The organism is Escherichia sp. B1147, assembly GCF_001660175.1.
Classification (GTDB): domain Bacteria; phylum Pseudomonadota; class Gammaproteobacteria; order Enterobacterales; family Enterobacteriaceae; genus Escherichia; species Escherichia whittamii.
Window position 1 is genome coordinate 337659 of sequence record NZ_LFHY01000005.1, and the last position, 22329, is coordinate 359987.

Sequence of the window (22329 nt, forward strand, 5' to 3'; positions counted from 1 at the left end):
TTTTTATTAAGTTTTTCTTAAGGTGAACACCTATAGTCATTGTCGTTAAAAATAACAACAGGCGACAGGGTATGGTTGTTTCAGTAAACCGCGACGAATTTAATCACTGGTGGGCAACGGAAGGTGACTGGGTTGAAGAGCCGAATTTCCGCCGAAACGGCATGAGCGGGGTGCAATGCGTTGAACGAGACGGGCAAAAACTTTATGTGAAGCGCATGACTCAGCACCTGTTTTATTCCCTCCGCTATCCATTTGGTCGCCCGACGATTGTGCGCGAGGTTGCGGTGATAAAAGATCTGGAACGCGCCGGTGTGATTGTGCCGAAAATCGTTTTTGGTGAAGCGGTGAAAATTGATGGCGAATGGCGCGCGTTGCTGGTGACCGAAGATATGGCGGGGTTTATCAGCATTGCTGACTGGTATGCGCAACATGCAATTACGCCTTTTGCTGATGATGTCCGCGAGGGGATGTTAAAAGCGGTTGCACTGGCGTTTAAGAAAATGCATGGCGTTAATCGTCAGCATGGTTGCTGCTATGTTCGCCATATCTATGTGAAAACGGAAGGTAAGGCAGAAGCTGGTTTTCTTGACCTGGAGAAAAGCCGCCGTCGTTTGCGGCGCCATAAAGCGATCAATCATGACTTCCGCCAACTGGAAAAATATCTGGAGCCGATTCCCAAAACCGACTGGGAGCAGGTGAAAGCGTATTACTACGCCATGTAATCGTTGTAGGCCAGATAAGACGCATGAGCGTCGCATCTGGCAACTATTCGCGCATGCCATGTTGGATGCGGCGTAAACGCCTTATCCAACCTACAAAAAGCCGTTGTAGGCCAGATAAGACGTATGAGCATCGCATCTGGCAACTATTCGCGCATGCCATGTTGGATGTGGCGTAAACGCCTTATCCAACCTACAAAAAGCCGTTGTAGGCCAGATAAGACACATGAGCGTCGCATCTGGCACTAGTGCCAGATCATAACTCGATTTCAATATCGCCTTTTGCCCGGCAACAACAGGGCAAAATCTCTCCTGGCTGAATAAAGGCTAACGGTTCGGCAATCCAGTCAACCTGACCTGCAATCAGGCGTGTGCGACAGGAGCCGCAATAGCCTTCGCGGCACTGGTACTCAACCGCCACATTATGGGATTCCAGCGCCGCCAGAAGGGAAGGGTGTTCATCCTGGCACAGCAGTTGTGTGCCAGTGATGCGCAAGGTAACGCGGGTCATCAGAGCTGGAAGTTACTCAAATCGTCGGTGTCCACTTCCGAGTCAATTTGACCGACCAGATAAGAACTCACCTCAACTTCCTGTGGGGCAACCTGTACGTTATCAGACACCAGCCAGGTGTTGATCCACGGGATCGGGTTGGAGCGCGTCTGGAACGGCAGATCCAAACCGACAGCTTGCATACGGATGTTGGTGATGTACTCCACGTACTGGCAGAGAATGTCTTTATTCAGACCAATCATCGAACCGTCACGGAACAGATAATCCGCCCAGTCTTTCTCTTGCTGTGCCGCCTGGACAAACAGGTCATAGCACTCCTGCTTACACTCTTCGGCAATTTCCGCCATTTCCGGATCATCAGCGCCGCTGCGCAGTAGATTCAGCATATGCTGGGTGCCAGTCAGGTGCAGGGCTTCGTCACGGGCAATCAGGCGAATAATCTTAGCATTGCCTTCCATCAGCTCACGTTCAGCGAACGCGAAGGAACAAGCGAAGCTGACGTAGAAGCGAATGGCTTCCAGCGCGTTAACGCTCATCAGGCAGAGATAAAGTTTTTTCTTCAGCTCGCGCAGGCTAACGGTCACGGTTTTACCGTTGACGGTGTGGGTGCCTTCGCCCAGCAAATGCCAATAGCTGGTCATCTCGATCAGCTCATCGTAATAGCGGGAAATACCTTCCGCGCGTTTCTGGATCTGCTCGTTGGTGACGATATCGTCGAATACAACAGACGGATCGTTAACGATATTACGAATGATATGGGTATAGGAACGAGAGTGAATCGTTTCTGAAAATGCCCAGGTTTCGACCCAGGTTTCCAGTTCCGGAATAGAAATTAGCGGCAGCAGTGCCACGTTCGGGCTGCGACCCTGAATTGAATCGAGCAACGTCTGGTATTTCAGGTTGCTGATAAATATGTGCTTTTCGTGTTCAGGCAGCGCCTGATAATCGATACGGTCGCGGGAGACATCAACTTCTTCCGGACGCCAGAAGAAAGAGAGCTGCTTTTCGATCAGCTTTTCGAAGATTTCATATTTTTGCTGATCGTAGCGGGCCACGTTGACCGGCTGACCAAAGAACATTGGCTCTTTGAGCTGATCATTTTTCGTCTGTGAAAAGGTGGTATATGCCATGAATGTGTCCTGTTAGGAGTTTAATGCCGGATAAAGCATTTTACGCGGCATCCGGCATCCTCTGCCTGATGCGACGCTGGTGCGTCTTATCAGGCCTACAAATTCGAGCCGTAGGCCGGATAAGGCGTTTACGCCGCATCCGGCATCTCAATATCAGATCTTACATGCGCCGCTTTCGCAGCCATCGTCCTGGATTGACGGCACCAGATCGTCCTGCGCGTCTTCAGCACCGTCACGGGTGTTCTGATAATACAGCGTTTTGACCCCGAATTTGTAGGCGGTGAGCAGGTCTTTCAGCAACTGCTGCATCGGCACTTTTCCTGACGGGAAGCGTGACGGATCGTAGTTAGTATTAGCAGAGATCGACTGATCGATAAATTTCTGCATGATACCAACCAGTTGCAGGTAGCCGTCGTTACCCGGCATCTCCCACAGCAACTCGTAGGCGTCGTGCAGATGCTCGTAGTCCGGCACCACCTGACGCAGAATACCGTCTTTCGACGCTTTAATGCTGACATAACCGCGCGGCGGTTCAATACCGTTAGTGGCGTTAGAGATCTGTGAAGACGTCTCGGACGGCATCAGAGCAGAAAGCGTGGAGTTACGCAGACCGTGAGTTTTGATGGACTCACGCAACGCTTCCCAGTCGTAATGCAGGGGTTCATTGGCAATGGCATCCAGATCTTTCTTATAGGTATCGATCGGCAGGATCCCTTTGGCATAGGTGGTTTCGTTAAACCACGGACACGCGCCTTGCTCTTTCGCCAGCTCGTTAGACGCTTTCAGCAGATAATACTGAATCGCTTCGAAGGTTTTGTGCGTCAGGTTGTTTGCGCTGCCGTCGGAGTAGCGTTTACCGTGCTTCGCCAGATAGTAAGCAAAGTTGATCACACCAATACCCAGCGTACGGCGACCCATCGCCCCGCGTTTGGCTGCCAGGATAGGGTAATCCTGATAATCCAGCAGCGCGTCAAGTGCGCGCACCGCCAGAACTGCCAACTCTTCCAGTTCATCCAGGCTGTTAATAGCGCCCAGGTTGAAAGCAGAAAGCGTACACAGCGCGATTTCACCGTTCTCGTCGTTAACGTCATTCAGCGGTTTGGTCGGCAGGGCGATTTCCAGGCACAGGTTAGACTGGCGCACTGGCGCAATAGCCGGATCAAACGGGCTGTGGGTGTTGCAGTGGTCAACGTTCTGAATATAAATACGACCAGTAGACGCACGTTCCTGCATCATCAGCGAGAACAGCTCAACCGCTTTCACGCGCTGTTTGCGGATGCTGTCGTCTTTCTCATATTTGGTGTACAGGCGCTCAAACTCTTCCTGATCGGCGAAGAACGCATCGTACAGTCCCGGTACGTCGGACGGGCTGAACAAAGTGATCTCTTCACCTTTCAGCAGACGGGTATACATCAGTTTGTTGATCTGCACCCCGTAGTCCATATGACGCACGCGGTTACCTTCTACACCACGGTTGTTTTTCAGCACCAGCAGACTTTCTACTTCCAGATGCCATATTGGGTAGAATAGCGTTGCCGCACCACCGCGCACGCCACCCTGGGAGCAGGATTTCACCGCCGTCTGGAAATGTTTGTAGAACGGAATACAACCAGTATGGAACGCTTCGCCGCCACGAATTGGACTACCCAGCGCACGAATACGCCCGGCGTTGATGCCGATACCCGCTCGCTGGGAAACGTATTTCACAATCGCGCTGGAGGTCGCGTTAATGGAATCCAGGCTGTCGCCGCACTCGATCAGCACGCAGGAACTGAACTGACGAGTCGGAGTACGCACGCCGGACATGATTGGCGTCGGCAGCGAAATTTTAAATGTGGAAACTGCGTCGTAAAAACGCTTCACATATTGCAGACGTGTTTCACGTGGGTAGTTCGAGAACAGGCACGCAGCAACCAGAATATAGAGGAACTGTGCGCTCTCGTAGATTTCGCCGGTCACGCGGTTCTGCACCAGATATTTGCCTTCCAGCTGCTTAACGGCAGCATAAGAGAAGGTCATATCACGGTCGTGAACGATAAACGTGTCCATCTGCTTGAACTCTTCTTCCGTGTAGTCTTCCAGCAGATGATTATCGTATTTGCCCATCTCGACCATTTTAACCACGTGGTCATACAGCGCAGGCGGCTCAAACTGGCCATAGGCTTTTTTACGCAGGTGGAAAATTGCCAGGCGCGCGGCGAGGTACTGATAGTCCGGTGCGTCACGGGAGATCAGGTCAGCGGCAGCCTTGATAATGGTTTCGTGGATGTCGGAGGTCTTGATACCGTCATAAAACTGAATATGGGAGCGCAGCTCGACTTGTGAAATAGAAACGTTATGCAGTCCTTCCGCCGCCCAGTCCAGAACGCGATGTATTTTGTCGAGATTGATGCGCTCTGTGCTACCGTCGCGCTTTGTCACCAGCAGATTCTGATTCATGTATGTCGTACCTGTTTTTGGAATTCTTTCCGCAATAGTTTCGCTCCAACTACCTGTAGTAAGGAAAGTCGCAATGAACACTATATATAGGGGGTCTATTTGAGATTCACTGCAAGATAGTGTGAAAATGGCCCTGTTGCAAGTGCATAACTTTGTGGATAACTCAGGAAGGAAAAAGTGACTTCCGCGTACCTTAGGTCAGACAAGGTGTTCGGGAAAGTCAATGGGAAGAGAAAAATTTGTTAAAAATAACCGTTCGGTGATTTCTTGAACGTTCAATTTAAGATAATTATTGATCCAGGTTATTTATTGCGCTTAACTCAATTCAGCAAAAATTGATTTTGCTGCAACAGCATCTGGAGCAATCATTTATTCCATTGTTCACAATGTGAGCATTTGTAACCTGCTGTAAGGTTGGTAACGGTGTTTTTTTATTCAGTTAATGTTAAATAATTACTCTTAATGTTGATTTTTCTTATGGTTGATAAATGATTTAATTAAATTGATGTCATTTAAGTATTGTTAATTAAAGAATTAATGCGAGTTTAAAAATATTTTTAGTTCTATTTATTATTATTAACAGCCATATCATAAGGTTAATCTATTTGTGATTTACAATTAATTTTTATTTAAAGGCATAACCTGTTTTTTAATAGACCAATGTTATTTAAGTGGTAACCAGGTCATGCAAAGTAAAAAATGGATTCTTTTTTCTGTTAAAGTGATTATATGGGATATCCCTGCCATGATGGCGGGGTCATTTACAGCTGCAAATGCCTCGCCGCAGGTTTTTGAATCATGTCAGGGAAACTACGTAACCAGTAGTTGCCAGGCCAGCAGGCAAAGCCTTTCAGGCATTACGCAGGGCTGGAGCGTCGCTGATGGACAATGGCTGGTTTTTTCGGATATGACAAATAGCGCCAGCGGCGGAGCAGTATTTTTGCAACAGGGGGCGGGACTTTTACTATCGCCAGAAAATGAAAGCGGTATGACCTTGTTTGCGAATAATGCCGTAAATGGCGAATATAATAATGGTGGGGCAATATTTGCCAAAGAAAACTCAACGCTGAATCTTGATAATGTTATTTTTGTGGGTAACGTAGCTGGAGGGTATGGCGGTGCTATCTATTCTTCTGGCACCAACGACTCCGGTGCGATAGATATACGCGTCACTAATACCGTGTTCAGCCAAAATATCGCCAATGACGGCAAAGGTGGTGCAATTTATACTATCAATAATGACGTCTATTTAAGTGATGATATTTTTGATAATAACCAGGCATATACATCAACAAGTTACAGTGATGGCGATGGTGGTGCAATCGATGTCACCGATAATAATAGCGATATTACTCATCCCTCAGGTTTTACAATAATAAACAATACTTCATTTACAAATAACTCAGCGGAAGGTTATGGCGGGGCAATTTATACCAATAGCGTGACCACCCCCTATCTTATTGATATTTCAGTTGATGCCAGTTTCAGCCAGAACGATGGCGTTTTAGTGGATGAGAACAACAGCGCAGCAGGTTATGGCGATGCACCTTCTCCCGCGGCGGGCGGCTTTATGTATGTCAATTCAAGCCTGGTAAGGTTTGATATCGCAGCCAATAAAACCCTGGTTATCGGTGACGTAAGTAACGATGGTGCGATCGATTCCATTGCCGGAACCGGGAGTATCAGCAAAACCGGTGCAGGCGAACTGGTACTCAACGCGGATAATAATAATTTTACCGGCGAGATGCGGATCGAAAACGGTGAAGTGACGCTGGGGCGTAGCAATTCGCTGATGAATGTCGGCGATGACCGTTGCCAGAGTAATGCGCAAAATTGCTATGGCCTTATGGTCGGCAGTATCAGCCATCGGCATGACCAGGCTGAATTGAACGTTGGTGCTACACAGCAGACTTTTGTTCACTCACTGACGGGGTTTCAGAATGGCACCTTAAATATTGATGCTGGGGGTAACGCTATCGTTAATGCAGGCAGTTTTAGCGGAACCATCGAAGGAGAAGGGCAACTCACTATTGCTGAAAACGGCAGCTATGTGCTGGCGGGGGCGCAGTCGATGGCGCTGACCGGCGATATTGTGGTGGAAGATGGCGCAATCCTCTCGCTGGCGGGTAACGCCACGGACCTTGCGGAGATGCAGGACGATCCGCAGTCAATCGTGTTAAACGGCGGCGTATTGGATCTCTCCGATTTCACTACCTGGCAGAGCGGTACGTCAGAGAATGATGGTCTGGAAATCAGTGGCAGTGGCGGTACGGTGATTGGTCAGCAGGATGTTGTCGATCTCTACGGCGGCGACGATCTGCATATTGGCGATGACGGGAATAATGGTGTTTATGTGGTGGTGGATGCAGGTGACGGGCAGGTCAGCCTGGCAAATGACAATCAATACCTCGGCACAACACAAATCGCCTCCGGTACGCTTCTGGTGAGCAACAATTCTCAGCTTGGTGATACCTACTATAACCGCCAGGTTATCTTTACTGGTAATCAACAAGATAGCACGATGGAGATTACCGCCGACGTTGACACGCGCTCAGAGGCGGCAGGCCACGGACGAGATATCGAAATGCGCGCCGATGGTGAAGTGATGGTCGATGCGGGTGTGGATAGTGAGTGGGGGGCTCTGATGGCTGACGGCAGCGGGCAGCATCAGGATGAGGGAAGCACATTTACTAAAACAGGCGCAGGTACGCTGGAACTGACCGCCAGCGGTACGACGCAGTCGGCGGTGAAAATTGAAGAAGGCATGCTGCAAGGCGATGCTGCGAATATCTTTCCTGATGCTTCTTCGCTGTGGGTTGGTGACGGAGCAACGTTCGAGACTGGCGCGGATCAGGATATTCGCTCTGTTGATGTGACTTCCAGCGGTACTATCGATATCAGCGATGGCACCGTTTTGCGCCTGACCAGTCAGGATACTTCCGCCGCACTGGATGCCTCGCTGTTTAACGGCGACGGTACGCTGGTGAATGCCACCGATGGCGTAATGTTGACAGGTGAGCTTAATACCAACCTGGAAACCGACAGCCTGACTTATCTTTCAGACGTGACGGTCGATGGCGATCTCACTAATACTTCCGGAACGGTCAGCCTGCAAAATGGCGTCGCTGGCGACACACTGACGGTGAATGGCAATTACAGCGGAGGTGGAACGCTACTTCTCGACAGTGAATTAGATGGCGATGATTCCATAAGCGATCTGCTGGTGCTTAACGGCAATACATCCGGCAATACCACGGTAGTGATTAACCCGATTACTGGCATTGGCCAGCCGACATCTACAGGGATAAAAGTGGTTGATTTCGCTGCCGATCCTACGCAATTCCAGAACAATGCCCAGTTTAGTCTGGCGGGTAGTGGCTACGTCAATATGGGCGCTTACGACTATACGTTGGTGGAAGATGATAATGACTGGTATCTGCGTTCGCAAAAAGTCACTCCGACGCCACAGCCTGATCCGGAGCCAACTCCCGATCCCACGCCCGATCCAGACCCTACACCGGATCCGATACCCGCTTACCAGCCTGTGCTGAATGCCAAAGTTGGGGGATATCTTAATAACCTGCGGGCGGCAAATCAGGCATTTGTGATGGGGCGGCGCGATCACGCTGGTGGTGATGGTCAGACACTGCATTTGCGTGTTGTCGGCGGACGTTATCATTACACCGCCGCGGGGCAGCTGGCGGAGCACGAAGACACTTCTACAGTGCAACTCAGCGGTAATCTGTTTAGTGGGCGATGGGGAGATGATGGCGAGTGGATGCTTGGGGCCGTAGGTGGCTACAGCGATAACCAGGGCGACACCCGCTCAAACGTGACCGGAACCCGCGCTGATAACCAGAACCACGGTTATGCCGTTGGGTTGACCACAAGCTGGTTTCAGCACGGTAGCCAAAAACAAGGGGCATGGCTGGATAGCTGGTTGCAGTACGCCTGGTTTACGAATGATGTTAGCGAACAAAGCGACGGAGCGGATCATTACCACTCATCAGGGATCGTTGCTTCGCTGGAAGCAGGGTATCAGTGGTTGCCGGGGCGTGGTGTGGTAATTGAACCGCAGGCGCAAGTGATTTATCAGGGGGTGCAGCAAAGTGATTTTACTGCTGCTAACCGTGCACGGGTATCACAATCGCAGGATGATGATATTCAGATGCGACTTGGATTACACAGCGAATGGCATACTGCGCTTCATATCACGCCAACGTTGGATTTGAATTATTATCACGATCCGCATTCGGCGGAAATTGAAGAAGATGGTAGCCAAATCAGCGACGATGCGGCGAAGCAGCGTGGTGAAATAAAAGTGGGGATCACAGGCAATATTAGTCAGCGAGTTTCTCTGCGCGGCAGCGTGGCGTGGCAGAAAGGATGCGATGATTTTGCCCAGACGACCGGGTTTTTGTCGATGACGGTGAAATGGTAATTGCTGTCCGCCCGGCACGATTGCCGGATGCGGCGTAAACGCCTTATCCGGCCTACGGGGTATTTGTAGGCCTGATAAGATGCGACAAGCGTCGCATCAGGCATTGGCACGATTGCCGGATATATCCGGCCAACAACCTCACTTATTCTGCGTGTGCAGCATATAGTTCACATCAACGCCGGGGCCGAGCTTAAAGGAGTTAGTGATCGGGTTATAATGCAGCCCGATCATATGTCGCTCTTTTAGACTGGTCTGATCCACCCAGCCCAGCAATTCTGCTGGTTTAATAAACTTTTTCACGTCATGCGTGCCTTTAGGCACCATGCGCAAAATATATTCTGCGCCGACCACCGCCATCAGCCACGACTTGCCATTACGATTAAGTGTGGAGAAAAAGACATCGCCACCCGGTTTTACCAGTTGTGCGCAGGCTCTGACCACTGACTGCGGATCGGGAACATGCTCCAGCATCTCCATGCAGGTCACCACATCATACTGTCCGGCATATTTTGCTGCGTGTTCTTCAACGGTTTCCTGCACGTACTCCACCTGAATACCGCTTTCCAGCGCGTGTAGCTTTGCAACTTGTAGCGGTTCAAAACCCATATCCAGGCCGGTCACCGTCGCGCCTTCGCGCGCCATACTCTCAGCCAGAATGCCGCCGCCACAACCGACATCGAGTACCTTTTTGCCAAATAAACCGCCAGCACGCTCGGCAATATAGCCCAGACGCAGCGGGTTAATGCGGTGCAGTGGTTTGAACTCGCCTTCCAGATCCCACCAGCGGGAGGCGACGGCTTCAAATTTAGCGATCTCTTCGTGGTCTACGTTATGGTTTACCGGCGATTTTTCGGCATTCATTGGCACTTCTACTCCGTAATTGGCAAGACAATCGAGTATATCAGGCATTGCATGTGAATAAAGCGTATTGGTTTACCTCAATCTGCGCGGCTGTGTTATAATTTCCGACCTTTGAATCCGGGATACAGTAGAGGGATAGCGGTTAGATGAGCGACCTTGCGAGAGAAATTACACCGGTCAACATTGAGGAAGAGCTGAAGAGCTCCTATCTGGATTATGCGATGTCGGTCATTGTTGGCCGTGCGCTGCCAGATGTCCGAGATGGCCTGAAGCCGGTACACCGTCGCGTACTTTACGCCATGAACGTACTAGGCAATGACTGGAACAAAGCCTATAAAAAATCTGCCCGTGTCGTTGGTGACGTAATCGGTAAATACCATCCCCATGGTGACTCGGCGGTCTATGATACGATCGTCCGCATGGCGCAGCCATTCTCGCTGCGTTACATGCTGGTAGACGGTCAGGGTAACTTCGGTTCTATCGACGGCGACTCTGCGGCGGCAATGCGTTATACGGAAATCCGTCTGGCGAAAATTGCCCATGAACTGATGGCCGATCTCGAAAAAGAGACGGTCGATTTCGTTGATAACTATGACGGCACGGAAAAAATTCCGGACGTCATGCCGACCAAAATTCCTAACCTGCTGGTGAACGGTTCTTCCGGTATCGCTGTAGGTATGGCAACCAACATCCCGCCGCACAACCTGACGGAAGTCATAAACGGTTGTCTGGCGTATATTGATGATGAAGACATCAGCATTGAAGGGCTGATGGAACACATCCCGGGTCCGGACTTCCCAACGGCGGCAATCATTAACGGTCGTCGCGGTATTGAAGAAGCTTACCGTACCGGTCGCGGCAAGGTATACATCCGCGCCCGTGCAGAAGTGGAAGTCGACGCCAAAACCGGGCGTGAAACCATTATCGTCCACGAAATTCCGTATCAGGTGAACAAAGCGCGTCTGATCGAGAAGATTGCGGAACTGGTAAAAGAAAAACGCGTGGAAGGCATCAGCGCGCTGCGTGACGAGTCTGACAAAGACGGTATGCGCATCGTGATTGAAGTCAAACGCGATGCGGTCGGTGAAGTGGTGCTCAACAACCTCTACTCCCAGACCCAGTTGCAGGTTTCTTTCGGTATCAACATGGTGGCATTGCACCATGGTCAGCCGAAGATCATGAACCTGAAAGACATCATCGCTGCGTTTGTCCGTCACCGCCGCGAAGTCGTGACCCGTCGTACCATTTTCGAACTGCGTAAAGCCCGCGATCGTGCTCATATCCTTGAAGCATTAGCCGTGGCGCTGGCAAACATCGATCCGATCATCGAACTGATCCGTCATGCGCCGACCCCTGCAGAAGCGAAAACCGCGCTGGTTGCTAATCCGTGGCAGTTGGGCAACGTTGCCGCAATGCTGGAACGTGCTGGCGACGATGCTGCGCGTCCGGAATGGCTGGAGCCAGAGTTCGGCGTGCGCGATGGTCTGTACTATCTGACCGAACAGCAAGCCCAGGCGATTCTGGATCTGCGTCTGCAGAAACTGACTGGCCTTGAGCACGAAAAACTGCTCGACGAATACAAAGAGCTGCTGGATCAGATCGCTGAACTGCTGCGTATTCTGGGCAGCGCCGATCGTCTGATGGAAGTGATCCGTGAAGAGCTGGAGCTGGTTCGTGAACAGTTCGGTGACAAACGTCGTACTGAAATCACGGCTAACAGCGCAGACATCAACCTGGAAGATCTGATCACCCAGGAAGATGTGGTCGTCACGCTCTCTCACCAGGGTTACGTGAAGTACCAGCCGCTTTCTGAATACGAAGCGCAGCGTCGTGGCGGGAAAGGCAAATCTGCCGCACGTATTAAAGAAGAAGACTTTATTGACCGACTGCTGGTGGCGAACACTCACGATCATATCCTGTGCTTCTCCAGCCGTGGTCGCGTCTATTCGATGAAGGTCTACCAGTTGCCGGAAGCTTCTCGTGGTGCACGTGGTCGTCCGATCGTCAACCTGCTGCCGCTGGAGCAAGACGAACGTATCACCGCCATCCTGCCAGTGACTGAGTTTGAAGAAGGCGTGAAAGTCTTCATGGCGACCGCTAACGGTACGGTGAAGAAAACCGTCCTCACCGAATTCAACCGTCTGCGTACCGCCGGTAAAGTGGCGATCAAACTGGTTGAAGGCGATGAACTGATCGGCGTTGATCTGACCAGCGGTGAAGACGAAGTGATGCTGTTCTCCGCAGAAGGTAAGGTGGTGCGCTTTAAAGAGTCTTCTGTCCGCGCAATGGGCTGCAACACCACAGGTGTTCGCGGTATCCGTTTAGGCGAAGGCGATAAAGTTGTATCACTGATCGTACCGCGTGGCGATGGCGCAATCCTCACTGCTACGCAAAACGGTTACGGTAAACGTACTGCGGTGGCGGAATACCCAACTAAGTCGCGTGCGACGAAAGGGGTTATCTCCATTAAAGTCACCGAACGTAACGGTTTAGTGGTTGGTGCGGTGCAGGTAGATGACTGCGACCAGATCATGATGATCACCGACGCCGGTACGCTGGTACGTACTCGCGTTTCGGAAATCAGCATCGTGGGTCGTAATACCCAGGGCGTGATCCTCATCCGTACTTCGGAAGATGAAAACGTGGTGGGTCTGCAACGAGTTGCTGAACCGGTTGATGAGGAAGATCTGGATACCATCGACGGCAGTGCTGCGGAAGGGGATGATGAAATCGCTCCGGAAGTGGACGTTGACGACGAGCCAGAAGAAGAATAATTTCATCGCTTCATGACAGAAGGGAGTAAACATCCCTTCTTCGAAATGAAAAGTCCAGGCTGCAGAGTCTGGGCTTTTGTCGTATTAGGGCGCGCTAAAGGGCGGGTTCGTTCGTCAAAAATAACGGTTATACACAAGGAATGTGGCAATGAGCGGTGAAAAAAAGGCAAAAGACTGGCGATTTTATGGCCTTGTAGGTGTCAGTGTTGTTGCGCTCCTTTCCGCGGGCGTCTGGGCACTGCAATACACTGGCCGCGGTCCAGAAAAAACGTTGTCGCCGCTGGTGGTGCACAATAATTTGCAAATCGATCTCAATGAGCCGGACCTTTTTATCGACAGCGACTCTCTAAGCCAGCTTCCCAAAGATCTCCTTACCATTCCTTTTCTCCACGATGTTCTGAGCGAAGATTTCGTTTTCTATTATCAGAACCATGCTGACCGTCTGGGCATTGAAGGCAGTATTCGCCGCATTGTGTACGAACATGATTTAACGCTGAAAGATAAACTCTTTGCCTCACTCTTAGACCAGCCCGCGCAGGCGGCATTGTGGCACGATAAACAAGGCCATCTTTCACATTATATGGTGCTTATCCAGCGTAGTGGCTTGAGCAAGCTACTGGAGCCATTGCTGTTTGCCGCTACCAGCGACAGCCAGTTAAGCAAGACGGAAATCAGTAGCATCAAGCTAAATAATGAAACCATCCCTGTTTATCAGTTGCGCTATAACGGCAATAACACCCTGATGTTCGCGACTTATCAGGACAAGATGGTGGTCTTTTCCAGCACGGATATGCTGTTTAAAGATGACCAGCAGGATACCGAAGCCACGGCGATCGCAAGTGATTTGTTGAGCGGTAAAAAACGCTGGCAGGCCAGCTTTGGCCTGGAAGAGCGTTTACAATCCTCCGCCGAAAAAACGCTCGTCCGTCAGCGCATTGTTGTCAGCGCAAATTTGCTGGGCTTTGGCTACCAGCGATTAATGCCTTCTTTTGCTGGCGTACGCTTCGAAATGGGCAACGACGGCTGGCACAGTTTTCTGGCGTTAAATGATGAATCCGCAAGCGTAGATGCCAGTTTCGATTTTACGCCGGTATGGAACAGTATGCCTGCTGGTGCCAGCTTTTGCGTGGCGGTGCCGTATTCGCACGGTATTGCTGAAGAGATGCTTTCGCACATCAGCCAGGAAAACGTCAAGTTGAATGGGGCATTAGATGGCGCAGCTGGGCTGTGCTGGTATGAAGACTCAAAACTGCAAACCCCACTGTTTGTCGGTCAGTTTGATGGCACTGCCGAACAGGCGCAATTGCCAGGAAAACTGTTTACCCAAAATATTGGCGCTCGTGAAAGCAAAGCGCCAGAAGGCGTATTACCGGTAACTCAAACTCAGCAGGGCAATGCGCAAATCTGGCGTCGCGAAGTCAGTTCCCGATACGGGCAGTATCCAAAAGCGCAGGCGGTGCAACCGGATCAATTAATGTCGGATTATTTTTTCCGTGTGTCGCTGGCCATGCAGAACAAAACGCTGCTTTTCTCTCTCGATGATTCGCTGGTTAATAACGCGCTGCAAGCATTGAATAAAACCCGCCCGGCAATGGTGGATGTGATACCCACTGATGGCGTCGTTCCGGTCTATATCAATCCACAAGGCGTGGCGAAACTGCTGCGTAACGAAACGCTGACCAGTCTGCCGAAGAACCTCGAACCGGTTTTTTATAACGCCGCGCAAACTTTATTAATGCCGAAACTGGACGCTTTATCGCAACAGCCTCGTTATGTGATGAAACTGGACCAGATGAAACCGGGCGCCGCCTGGCAATGGTTACCAATCAACTGGCAGTCATTATGAGGCGTGGACTGCTGGCACTGATTTGCTGGCTGTGTTGTTTTGTTGCTCATAGCGAAATGCTGAATGTCGAACAATCGGGACTCTTTCGTGCCTGGTTTGTGCGCATTGCGCAGGAACAGCTACGCCAGGGGCCAAGTCCACGTTGGTATCAGCAAGATTGCGCTGGCCTGGTGCGCTTTGCAGCGAACGAGGCGCTGAAAGTTCACGACAGCAAATGGCTAAAAAGTAACGGCATAGCAAGTCAGTATTTGCCGCCTGAAATGACGTTAACACCTGAACAGCGTCAACTGGCGCAAAACTGGAATCAGGGGAACGGGAAAAACGGCCCCTATGTGACCGCGATTAATTTGATTCAGTACAACAGCCATTTTATTGGCCAGGACATAAACCAGGCGCTGCCTGGCGATATGATTTTTTTTGATCAGGGCGATGCCCAGCACTTAATGGTCTGGATGGGGCGTTACGTCATCTACCACACCGGAAGCGCCACGAAAACTGACAACGGAATGCGCGCAGTCAGTCTGCAACAACTTATGACATGGAAGGACACCCGATGGATACCAAACGATTCCAATCCCAATTTCATTGGCATTTATCGTTTAAATTTTCTGGCGCAATAGCGGCCTGCCTGTGCCTGTCTCTTGTGGGGACGGGACTTGCTAATGCTGACGATTCGCTTCCTTCCAGCAATTATGCGCCGCCAGCCGGGGGAACGTTCTTTTTGCTTGCTGACAGCAGTTTTAGCAGCAGCGAAGAGGCGAAAGTGCGGCTGGAAGCGCCGGGTCGCGATTATCAACGTTATCAGATGGAAGAGTACGGCGGCGTGGATGTTCGCCTGTATCGTATTCCTGATCCGATGGCATTTCTGCGTCAGCAGAAAAATTTGCACCGCATTGTGGTACAACCGCAGTATCTGGGCGACGGTCTGAACAATACGCTAACCTGGCTATGGGATAACTGGTACGGAAAATCTCGCCGTGTAATGCAGCGTTCTTTCTCTTATCAGTCACGGCAGAATGTGACCCAGGCATTACCGGAATTGCAGCTCGGCAATGCCATCATCAAACCTTCCCGTTATGTACAAAACAGCCAGTTTTCACCGCTGAAGAAATATCCACTGGTGGAACAGTTCCGTTATCCACTATGGCAGGCAAAACCGGTTGAACCGCAGCAAGGCGTAAGACTGGAAGGCGCATCCAGTAACTTCATCTCGCCGCAGCCTGGCAACATCTATATTCCTCTCGGCAAACAAGAGCCGGGGCTATATCTCGTCGAAGCGATGGTGGGCGGTTATCGGGCAACAACGGTGGTGTTTGTCTCCAATACCGTTGCGTTGAGTAAAGTGTCGGGTAACGAGCTTCTGGTGTGGACCGCTGGCAAAAAGCAGGGGGAAGCGAAGCCGGGATCAGAAATTCTGTGGACTGACGGTCTTGGCGTGATGACCCGAGGCGTCACCAATGACAGCGGCACCTTGCAGTTACAACATATATCGCCTGAACGTTCATATATTCTGGGTAAAGATGCTGAAGGCGGCGTTTTTGTCTCCGAGAACTTCTTCTACGAAAGCGAAATCTACAATACTCGCTTGTATATCTTTACCGATCGCCCTCTATACCGCGCAGGCGATCGTGTTGATGTCAAAGTGATGGGCCGCGAGTTTCACGACCCGCTGCATTCATCCCCCATCGTCAGTGCTCCGGCGAAACTCTCGGTGCTGGACGCCAACGGCAGCCTGTTGCAAACCGTCGATGTCACGCTTGATGCGCGTAATGGCGGGCAGGGGAGTTTCCGCTTGCCAGAGAATGCCGTCGCCGGGGGCTATGAGTTACGCCTGGCTTACCGCAAGCAGGTCTATAGCAGCAGTTTTCGCGTGGCAAACTACATCAAACCCCATTTCGAGATTGGTTTAGCTCTCGACAAAAAAGATTTCAAAACTGGCGAGGCGGTAAGCGGCAAACTGCAACTGCTCTACCCGGATGGCGAGCCGGTAAAAAATGCCAGCGTGCAGTTAAGTTTGCGCGCCCAACAGCTTTCGATGGTCGGTAACGATTTGCGCTATGCCGGGCGTTTCCCGGTGTCGCTTGAAGGCAGTGAAACGGTTTCAGACGCCAGCGGTCATGTGGCGTTAAATCTTCCCGCAGCAGATAAACCGAGCCGCTATTTACTGACTGTCTCCGCCAGCGACGGCGCGGCATATCGTGTCACCACAACCAAAGAGATCCTCATTGAACGTGGCCTGGCGCATTACTCTCTAAGCACCGCCGCACAATACAGTAATAGCGGTGAGTCGGTTGTTTTCCGTTATGCCGCGCTGGAATCTTCAAAGCAGGTTCCTGTTAAGTATGAGTGGTTACGTCTGGAAGACCGAACAAGCCACAGCGGAGATCTGCCGTCTGGTGGCAAATCCTTCACCGTTAATTTCGATAAACCAGGTGACTACAATCTGACGTTACGCGATAAAGACGGCTTAATTCTCGCAGGATTAAGCCATGCGGTCAGTGGTAAGGGCAGCACGGCGCATGCTGGTACGGTAGATATTGTGGCAGATAAAACGCTGTACCAGCCTGGTGAAACTGCGAAGATGCTGATTACCTTCCCGGAGCCAATTGATGAAGCATTATTGACGCTGGAGCGCGATCGCGTGGAACAGCAGTCGCTGCTATCGCATCCGGCAAACTGGCTGACGTTACAACGTTTAAACGATACCCAGTATGAAGCCCGCGTTCCGGTGAGCAATTCCTTTGCGCCCAACATCACTTTTTCGGTACTGTATACCCGTAACGGGCAGTACAGTTTTCAGAACGCGGGGATCAAAGTCGCCGTTCCCCAGTTAGATATTCGGGTGAAAACGGATAAAACCCATTACCAGCCGGGCGAACTGGTCAATGTCGAATTAACCTCGTCGCTGAAGGGCAAACCGGTTTCCGCGCAGTTAACGGTTGGCGTGGTCGATGAAATGATCTACGCGCTGCAACCGGAAATCGCGCCGAATATCGGCAAATTTTTCTATCCACTGGGGCGTAACAATGTGCGCACCAGTTCCAGTCTGTCATTTATCAGCTACGACCAGGCGCTCTCCAGCGAGCCTGTTGCGCCTGGCGCGACTAACCGCAGCGAGCGACGAGTGAAAATGCTGGAACGTCCACGGCGTGAGGAAGTTGATACCGCGGCATGGATGCCGTCGCTCACCACGGATAAACAAGGTAAAGCGTACTTTACGTTCCTGATGCCGGATTCGTTAACGCGCTGGCGCATTACCGCTCGAGGGATGAACGGCGACGGACTGGTCGGTCAGGGGCGCGCTTATTTGCGCTCGGAAAAAAATCTTTACATGAAGTGGAGTATGCCAACGGTCTATCGCCTTGGCGACAAACCAGCGGCAGGGCTGTTTATCTTCAGTCAGCAGGATAACGAACCGGTAGAGCTGGTGAGTAAATTTGCGGGCGACGAGCTGCGCCAGACGCTGACGCTGCATAAAGGGGCGAACTATATTTCGCTGACGCAGAACATTCAGCAATCTGGCTTGTTAAGCGCAGAACTGCAACAAAATGGGCAAGTACAAGACAGCATTAGCACAAAACTGTCTTTTGTTGATAACACCTGGCCCGTTGAGCAGCAGAAAAACGTCATGCTCGGCGGTGGAGATAACGTGCTCATGTTGCCCGAGCAGGCGCGCGACATCCGGATACAAAGTAGCGAAACGCCGCAGGAGATTTTCCGCAATAACCTCGATGCATTAGTTGATGAGCCGTGGGGGGGCGTGATCAACACGGGTAGTCGTCTGATCCCCCTGAGCCTCGCCTGGCGTGCGCTTGCCGATCATCAGAGTGCTGCCGCAAACGACATTCGCCAGATGATACAGAATAACCGTCTGCGGCTGATGCAGCTGGCGGGGCCTGGCGCGCGCTTTACCTGGTGGGGTGAAGATGGCAACGGCGACGCGTTCCTGACGGCATGGGCATGGTACGCCGACTGGCAGGCCAGTCAGGCGCTCGGCGTAATGCAACAACCTGAATACTGGCAGCATATGCTCGACAGCTATGCGGAACAGGCTGACAACATGCCGTTACTGCATCGGGCGCTGGTGCTGGCGTGGGCGCAGGAGATGAATCTGCCGTGCAAAACATTGTTGAAAGGGCTGGATGAAACTATCGCCCGGCGCGGAACGAAAGCTGAAGATGTCTCTCAGGAAGACACCAGCGATATCAATGACAGCTTGATTCTCGATACGCCGGAATCTCCACTGGCTGATGCAGTGGCAAACGTCTTAACCATGACGATGCTGAAAAAAGCGCAGTTGAAGTCCACTGTCATGCCACAGGTCCAGCAATATGCCTGGGATAAAGCGGCAAACAGCAACCAACCGCTGGCGCACACGGTTGTGCTGCTCAATAGCGGTGGCGACACTACCCAGGCGGCAGCCATTTTAAGCGGTTTAACCGCTCAACAATCCAGTATCGAGCGTGCACTGACCATGAACTGGCTGGCGAAATATATGGCGACGACACCTCCGGTTGTGTTGCCAGCGCCGACGGGCGCATGGTCTAAACGGAAGGTTACCGGAGGAGGCGAATACTGGCGTTGGATTGGTCAGGGCGTGCCGGAAATTCTCTCTTTTGGTGACGAATTACCGCCGCAAAACGTGCAGGTCCGCTGGCGAGAACCGGCAAAAACGGCTCAACAAAGTAACATTCCGGTGACTGTTGAACGCCAGTTGTATCGGTTGATCCCAGGTGATGAAGAGATGAGCTTTACTCTGCAGCCGGTGACCCGCAATGAGATTGACAGCGATGCGCTGTATCTCGATGAAATCACTCTTACTAACGAGCAGGATGCATCTCTGCGCTACGGTCAGGTAGAAGTACCGCTGCCGCCGGGAGCCGATGTTGAGCGGACAACGTGGGGAATATCAGTCAATAAACCTAACGCCGGGAAACAGCAGGGGCAATTGCTGGAAAAAGCGCGTAATGAAATGGGCGAACTGGCTTATATGGTGCCGGTGAAAGAACTGACGGGAACGGTCACTTTCCGCCATTTGCTGCGCTTCTCGCAAAAAGGGCAATTCGTTCTACCGCCCGCTCGCTATGTGCGTTCCTATGCGCCTTCACAGCAAAGCGTTGCGGCAGGTAGTGAATGGACCGGGATGCAGGTGAAATAAGTGAACTGGCGCAGAATCGTCTGGCTATTGGCGTTGGTTACTCTGCCAACGGTTGCACAGGAGACGCCGTTACAACTGGCGCTGCGGGGGGCGCAGCACGATCAACTGTATCAGCTGTCGTCATCAGGCGTGACAAATGTCTCGACGTTACCTGACTCGCTCACCACACCGTTAGGGAGTTTATGGAAGCTGTATGTTTACGCCTGGCTGGAGGATACCCATCAACCGGAGCAGCCATACCAGTGTCGCGGCAACTCCCCGGAAGAGGTTTATTGTTGTCAGGCAGGGGAGAGCATAACGCGCGATACCGCACTGGTGCGCTCCTGTGGACTCTATTTTGCGCCGCAGCGGTTGCATATTAGCGCGGATGTATGGGGGCAATACTGGCAACAGCGTCAGGCTCCGGCGTGGTTAGCCTCTCTTTCTACGCTGAAACCAGAAACGTCGGTAACCGTTACGTCGCTGCTTGATTCATTAGCGACTTTACCCGCGCAAAACAAAGCTCAGGAAGTCTTACTGGATGTGGTGCTGGACGATGCGAAAATCGGTGTCGCGTCTATGCTCGGTAGTCGAGTGCGGGTGAAAACCTGGAGTTGGTTTGCCGATGATAAACAGGAAATTCGCCAGGGCGGTTTTGCCGGATGGTTAACCGATGGCACGCCTCTGTGGGTTTCAGGTGGCGGCACCAGTAAAACGGTACTGACTCGTTATGCGACGGTACTTAATCAGGTCTTGCCTGTGCCGACGCAAGTTGCCAGCGGGCAATGTGTACTGGTGGATCTGTTTGCTCGCTATCCGGTGAAGAAAGTCACTGCGGAAAAGAGCACGACGGCAGTAAAACCAGGTGTGCTCAATGGGCGCTATCGTGTGACGTTCGCCAATGGTAACCATATTACGTTTGTTAGCCATGGTGAGACGACGTTACTGATGGAGAAGGGCAAACTGAAATTACAGTCGCATCTCGATCGTGAAGAGTATGTTGCCAGAGTTCTGGATCGCGAGGCGAAAAGTACGCCTCCTGAAGCTGCGAAAGCCATGACCGTGGCGATTCGCACGTTTTTACAGCAAAACGCCGATCGGGAAGGCGATTGCCTGACCATTCCGGACAGTAGTGCCACTCAGCGTGTTTCTGCTTCGCCAGCCACCACGGGCGCGCGGACGATGACCGCCTGGACGCAGGATCTCATTTACGCGGGCGATCCGGTTCATTATCACGGCAGCCGTGCTGCCGAAGGCACGCTATCCTGGCGTAAAGCCACTACCCAGGCGGGGCAAGGTGAACGTTACGACCAGATACTCGCCTTTGCCTATCCCGATAACAGCCTTAGCCGCTGGGGAGCACCACGCTCCACTTGCCAGATTCTGCCAAAAGCGAAAGCCTGGCTGGCGAAAAAAATGCCCCAGTGGCGACGCGTGTTACAAGGCGAGACGGGTTACAACGAACCAGATGTGTTTGCGGTTTGCCGTTTAGTCTCGGGGTTCCCCTTTACCGATCGGCAGCAAAAACGACTATTTATTCGTAATTTCTTTACGCTTCAGGATCGGCTTGATTTAACTCATGAGTATCTGCACCTGGCCTTTGATGGTTATCCCACCGGGCTTGATGAGAACTATATCGAAACGCTGACCCGACAATTATTAATGGACTAATGCTATGCGAAAGATTTTTCTTCCATTGTTACTGGTGGCGCTTTCACCGGTTGCCCACAGCGAAGGTGTGCAGGAAGTCGAGATTGATGCGCCGCTCTCTGGCTGGCATCCGGCAGATGGCGAAGATGCCAGTTTTTCACAGTCGATCAATTACCCCGCGTCATCCGTCAACATGGCGGATGATCAAAATATCTCTGCGCAAATCCGCGGCAAAATAAAAAACTATGCTGCGGCGGGCAAAGTCCAGCAGGGCCGGCTGGTGGTCAACGGTGCCAGCATGCCACAGAGAATTGAATCCGATGGTTCTTTTGCGCGCCCTTATATTTTCACGGAAGGCAGTAACAGTGTGCAGGTCATCAGCCCCGATGGGCAAAGCAGACAAAAAATGCAGTTTTACTCTACGCCTGGGGCTGGGGCGATTCGCGCGCGTTTACGGCTGGTTCTCTCGTGGGATACGGACAATACCGACCTCGATCTTCATGTCGTTACGCCTGACGGTGAACATGCCTGGTACGGTAATACAGTGCTGAAAAACAGTGGCGCACTGGATATGGATGTCACGACAGGTTACGGACCAGAGATTTTCGCTATGCCAGCGCCGATTCACGGGCGCTATCAGGTGTATATCAACTACTTCGGCGGGCGCAGCGAAACGGAATTAACCACCGCCCAATTGACGCTGATCACCGATGAGGGGTCGGTCAATGAGAAACAGGAAACGTTTATTGTGCCGATGCGTAATGCCGGTGAACTGACGCTGGTGAAAAGTTTTGACTGGTGATCCCTTCATTCACACTTTG

General features: G+C 51.6%; 12 protein-coding genes. 8 read left to right on the plus strand and 4 right to left on the minus strand.

What is annotated here, in order from left to right; all coding sequences use genetic code 11:
* The first annotated feature begins 71 nt into the window (after nt 1–71).
* Nucleotides 72–722 (plus strand): lipopolysaccharide kinase InaA, encoded by a 651-nt coding sequence (gene inaA, locus A9180_RS04795; RefSeq protein ID WP_064526713.1) that lies wholly within the window; start codon nt 72–74, stop codon nt 720–722.
* 253 nt (nt 723–975) lie between these two features.
* Here the strand turns inward: inaA and yfaE are convergent, their stop codons facing one another.
* From yfaE to nrdA, 3 genes are all read right to left on the minus strand, one after another.
* Nucleotides 976–1230 carry a ferredoxin-like diferric-tyrosyl radical cofactor maintenance protein YfaE gene (gene yfaE / locus A9180_RS04800; RefSeq protein WP_064526716.1) on the minus strand — a complete coding sequence of 85 codons (255 nt, stop codon included), beginning with the start codon at nt 1228–1230 and terminating at the stop codon, nt 976–978.
* Nucleotides 1230–2360: a class Ia ribonucleoside-diphosphate reductase subunit beta gene (nrdB, locus tag A9180_RS04805; RefSeq protein WP_064526718.1), complete on the minus strand. Its 1131-nt coding sequence runs from the start codon at nt 2358–2360 to the stop codon at nt 1230–1232. The genes yfaE and nrdB overlap by 1 nt, the downstream gene beginning before the upstream one ends.
* 153 nt (nt 2361–2513) lie before the next feature.
* A complete protein-coding gene (nrdA, locus tag A9180_RS04810) occupies nt 2514–4799 on the minus strand; it encodes a class 1a ribonucleoside-diphosphate reductase subunit alpha (RefSeq protein WP_064526720.1) in 2286 nt (761 codons plus the stop codon).
* Nucleotides 4800–5484: 685 nt separating this feature from the next.
* On the opposite strand from nrdA, the gene yfaL reads away from it, so the two are divergent.
* A complete protein-coding gene (yfaL, locus tag A9180_RS04820) occupies nt 5485–9240 on the plus strand; it encodes an AIDA-I family autotransporter adhesin YfaL/EhaC (RefSeq protein ID WP_077883487.1) in 3756 nt (1251 codons plus the stop codon).
* A 138-nt stretch (nt 9241–9378) separates the two neighbouring features.
* Here the strand turns inward: yfaL and ubiG are convergent, their stop codons facing one another.
* The gene (ubiG, locus tag A9180_RS04825; RefSeq protein WP_064526724.1) at nt 9379–10101 is read right to left on the minus strand and encodes a bifunctional 2-polyprenyl-6-hydroxyphenol methylase/3-demethylubiquinol 3-O-methyltransferase UbiG; all 723 of its coding nucleotides are present in this window, start codon (nt 10099–10101) and stop codon (nt 9379–9381) included.
* Between the two features lie 146 nt (nt 10102–10247).
* Between ubiG and gyrA the strand changes: the two genes are divergently transcribed.
* The 6 genes from gyrA (at nt 10248) to A9180_RS04855 (ending at nt 22310) form a co-directional block, all read left to right on the plus strand.
* Nucleotides 10248–12875, plus strand: a complete 2628-nt coding sequence (gene gyrA, locus A9180_RS04830) for a DNA topoisomerase (ATP-hydrolyzing) subunit A (protein WP_064526726.1) — start codon at nt 10248–10250, stop codon at nt 12873–12875.
* A 148-nt stretch (nt 12876–13023) separates the two neighbouring features.
* Complete coding sequence (locus tag A9180_RS04835) at nt 13024–14721, plus strand: DUF2138 domain-containing protein (protein WP_064526728.1); 1698 nt, start codon at nt 13024–13026, stop codon at nt 14719–14721.
* Complete coding sequence (locus tag A9180_RS04840) at nt 14718–15341, plus strand: DUF1175 domain-containing protein (RefSeq protein ID WP_064526730.1); 624 nt, start codon at nt 14718–14720, stop codon at nt 15339–15341. Before A9180_RS04835 ends, A9180_RS04840 begins: the two co-directional genes overlap by 4 nt.
* A gap of 23 nt (nt 15342–15364) precedes the next feature.
* Nucleotides 15365–19879 (plus strand): alpha-2-macroglobulin family protein, encoded by a 4515-nt coding sequence (locus A9180_RS04845; protein WP_064526732.1) that lies wholly within the window; start codon nt 15365–15367, stop codon nt 19877–19879.
* Nucleotides 19880–21529 carry a YfaQ family protein gene (locus A9180_RS04850; RefSeq protein WP_064526734.1) on the plus strand — a complete coding sequence of 550 codons (1650 nt, stop codon included), beginning with the start codon at nt 19880–19882 and terminating at the stop codon, nt 21527–21529. It abuts the gene before it with no gap.
* Between the two features lie 4 nt (nt 21530–21533).
* Complete coding sequence (locus A9180_RS04855) at nt 21534–22310, plus strand: YfaP family protein (protein WP_064526736.1); 777 nt, start codon at nt 21534–21536, stop codon at nt 22308–22310.
* The last annotated feature ends 19 nt before the right edge of the window (nt 22311–22329 follow it).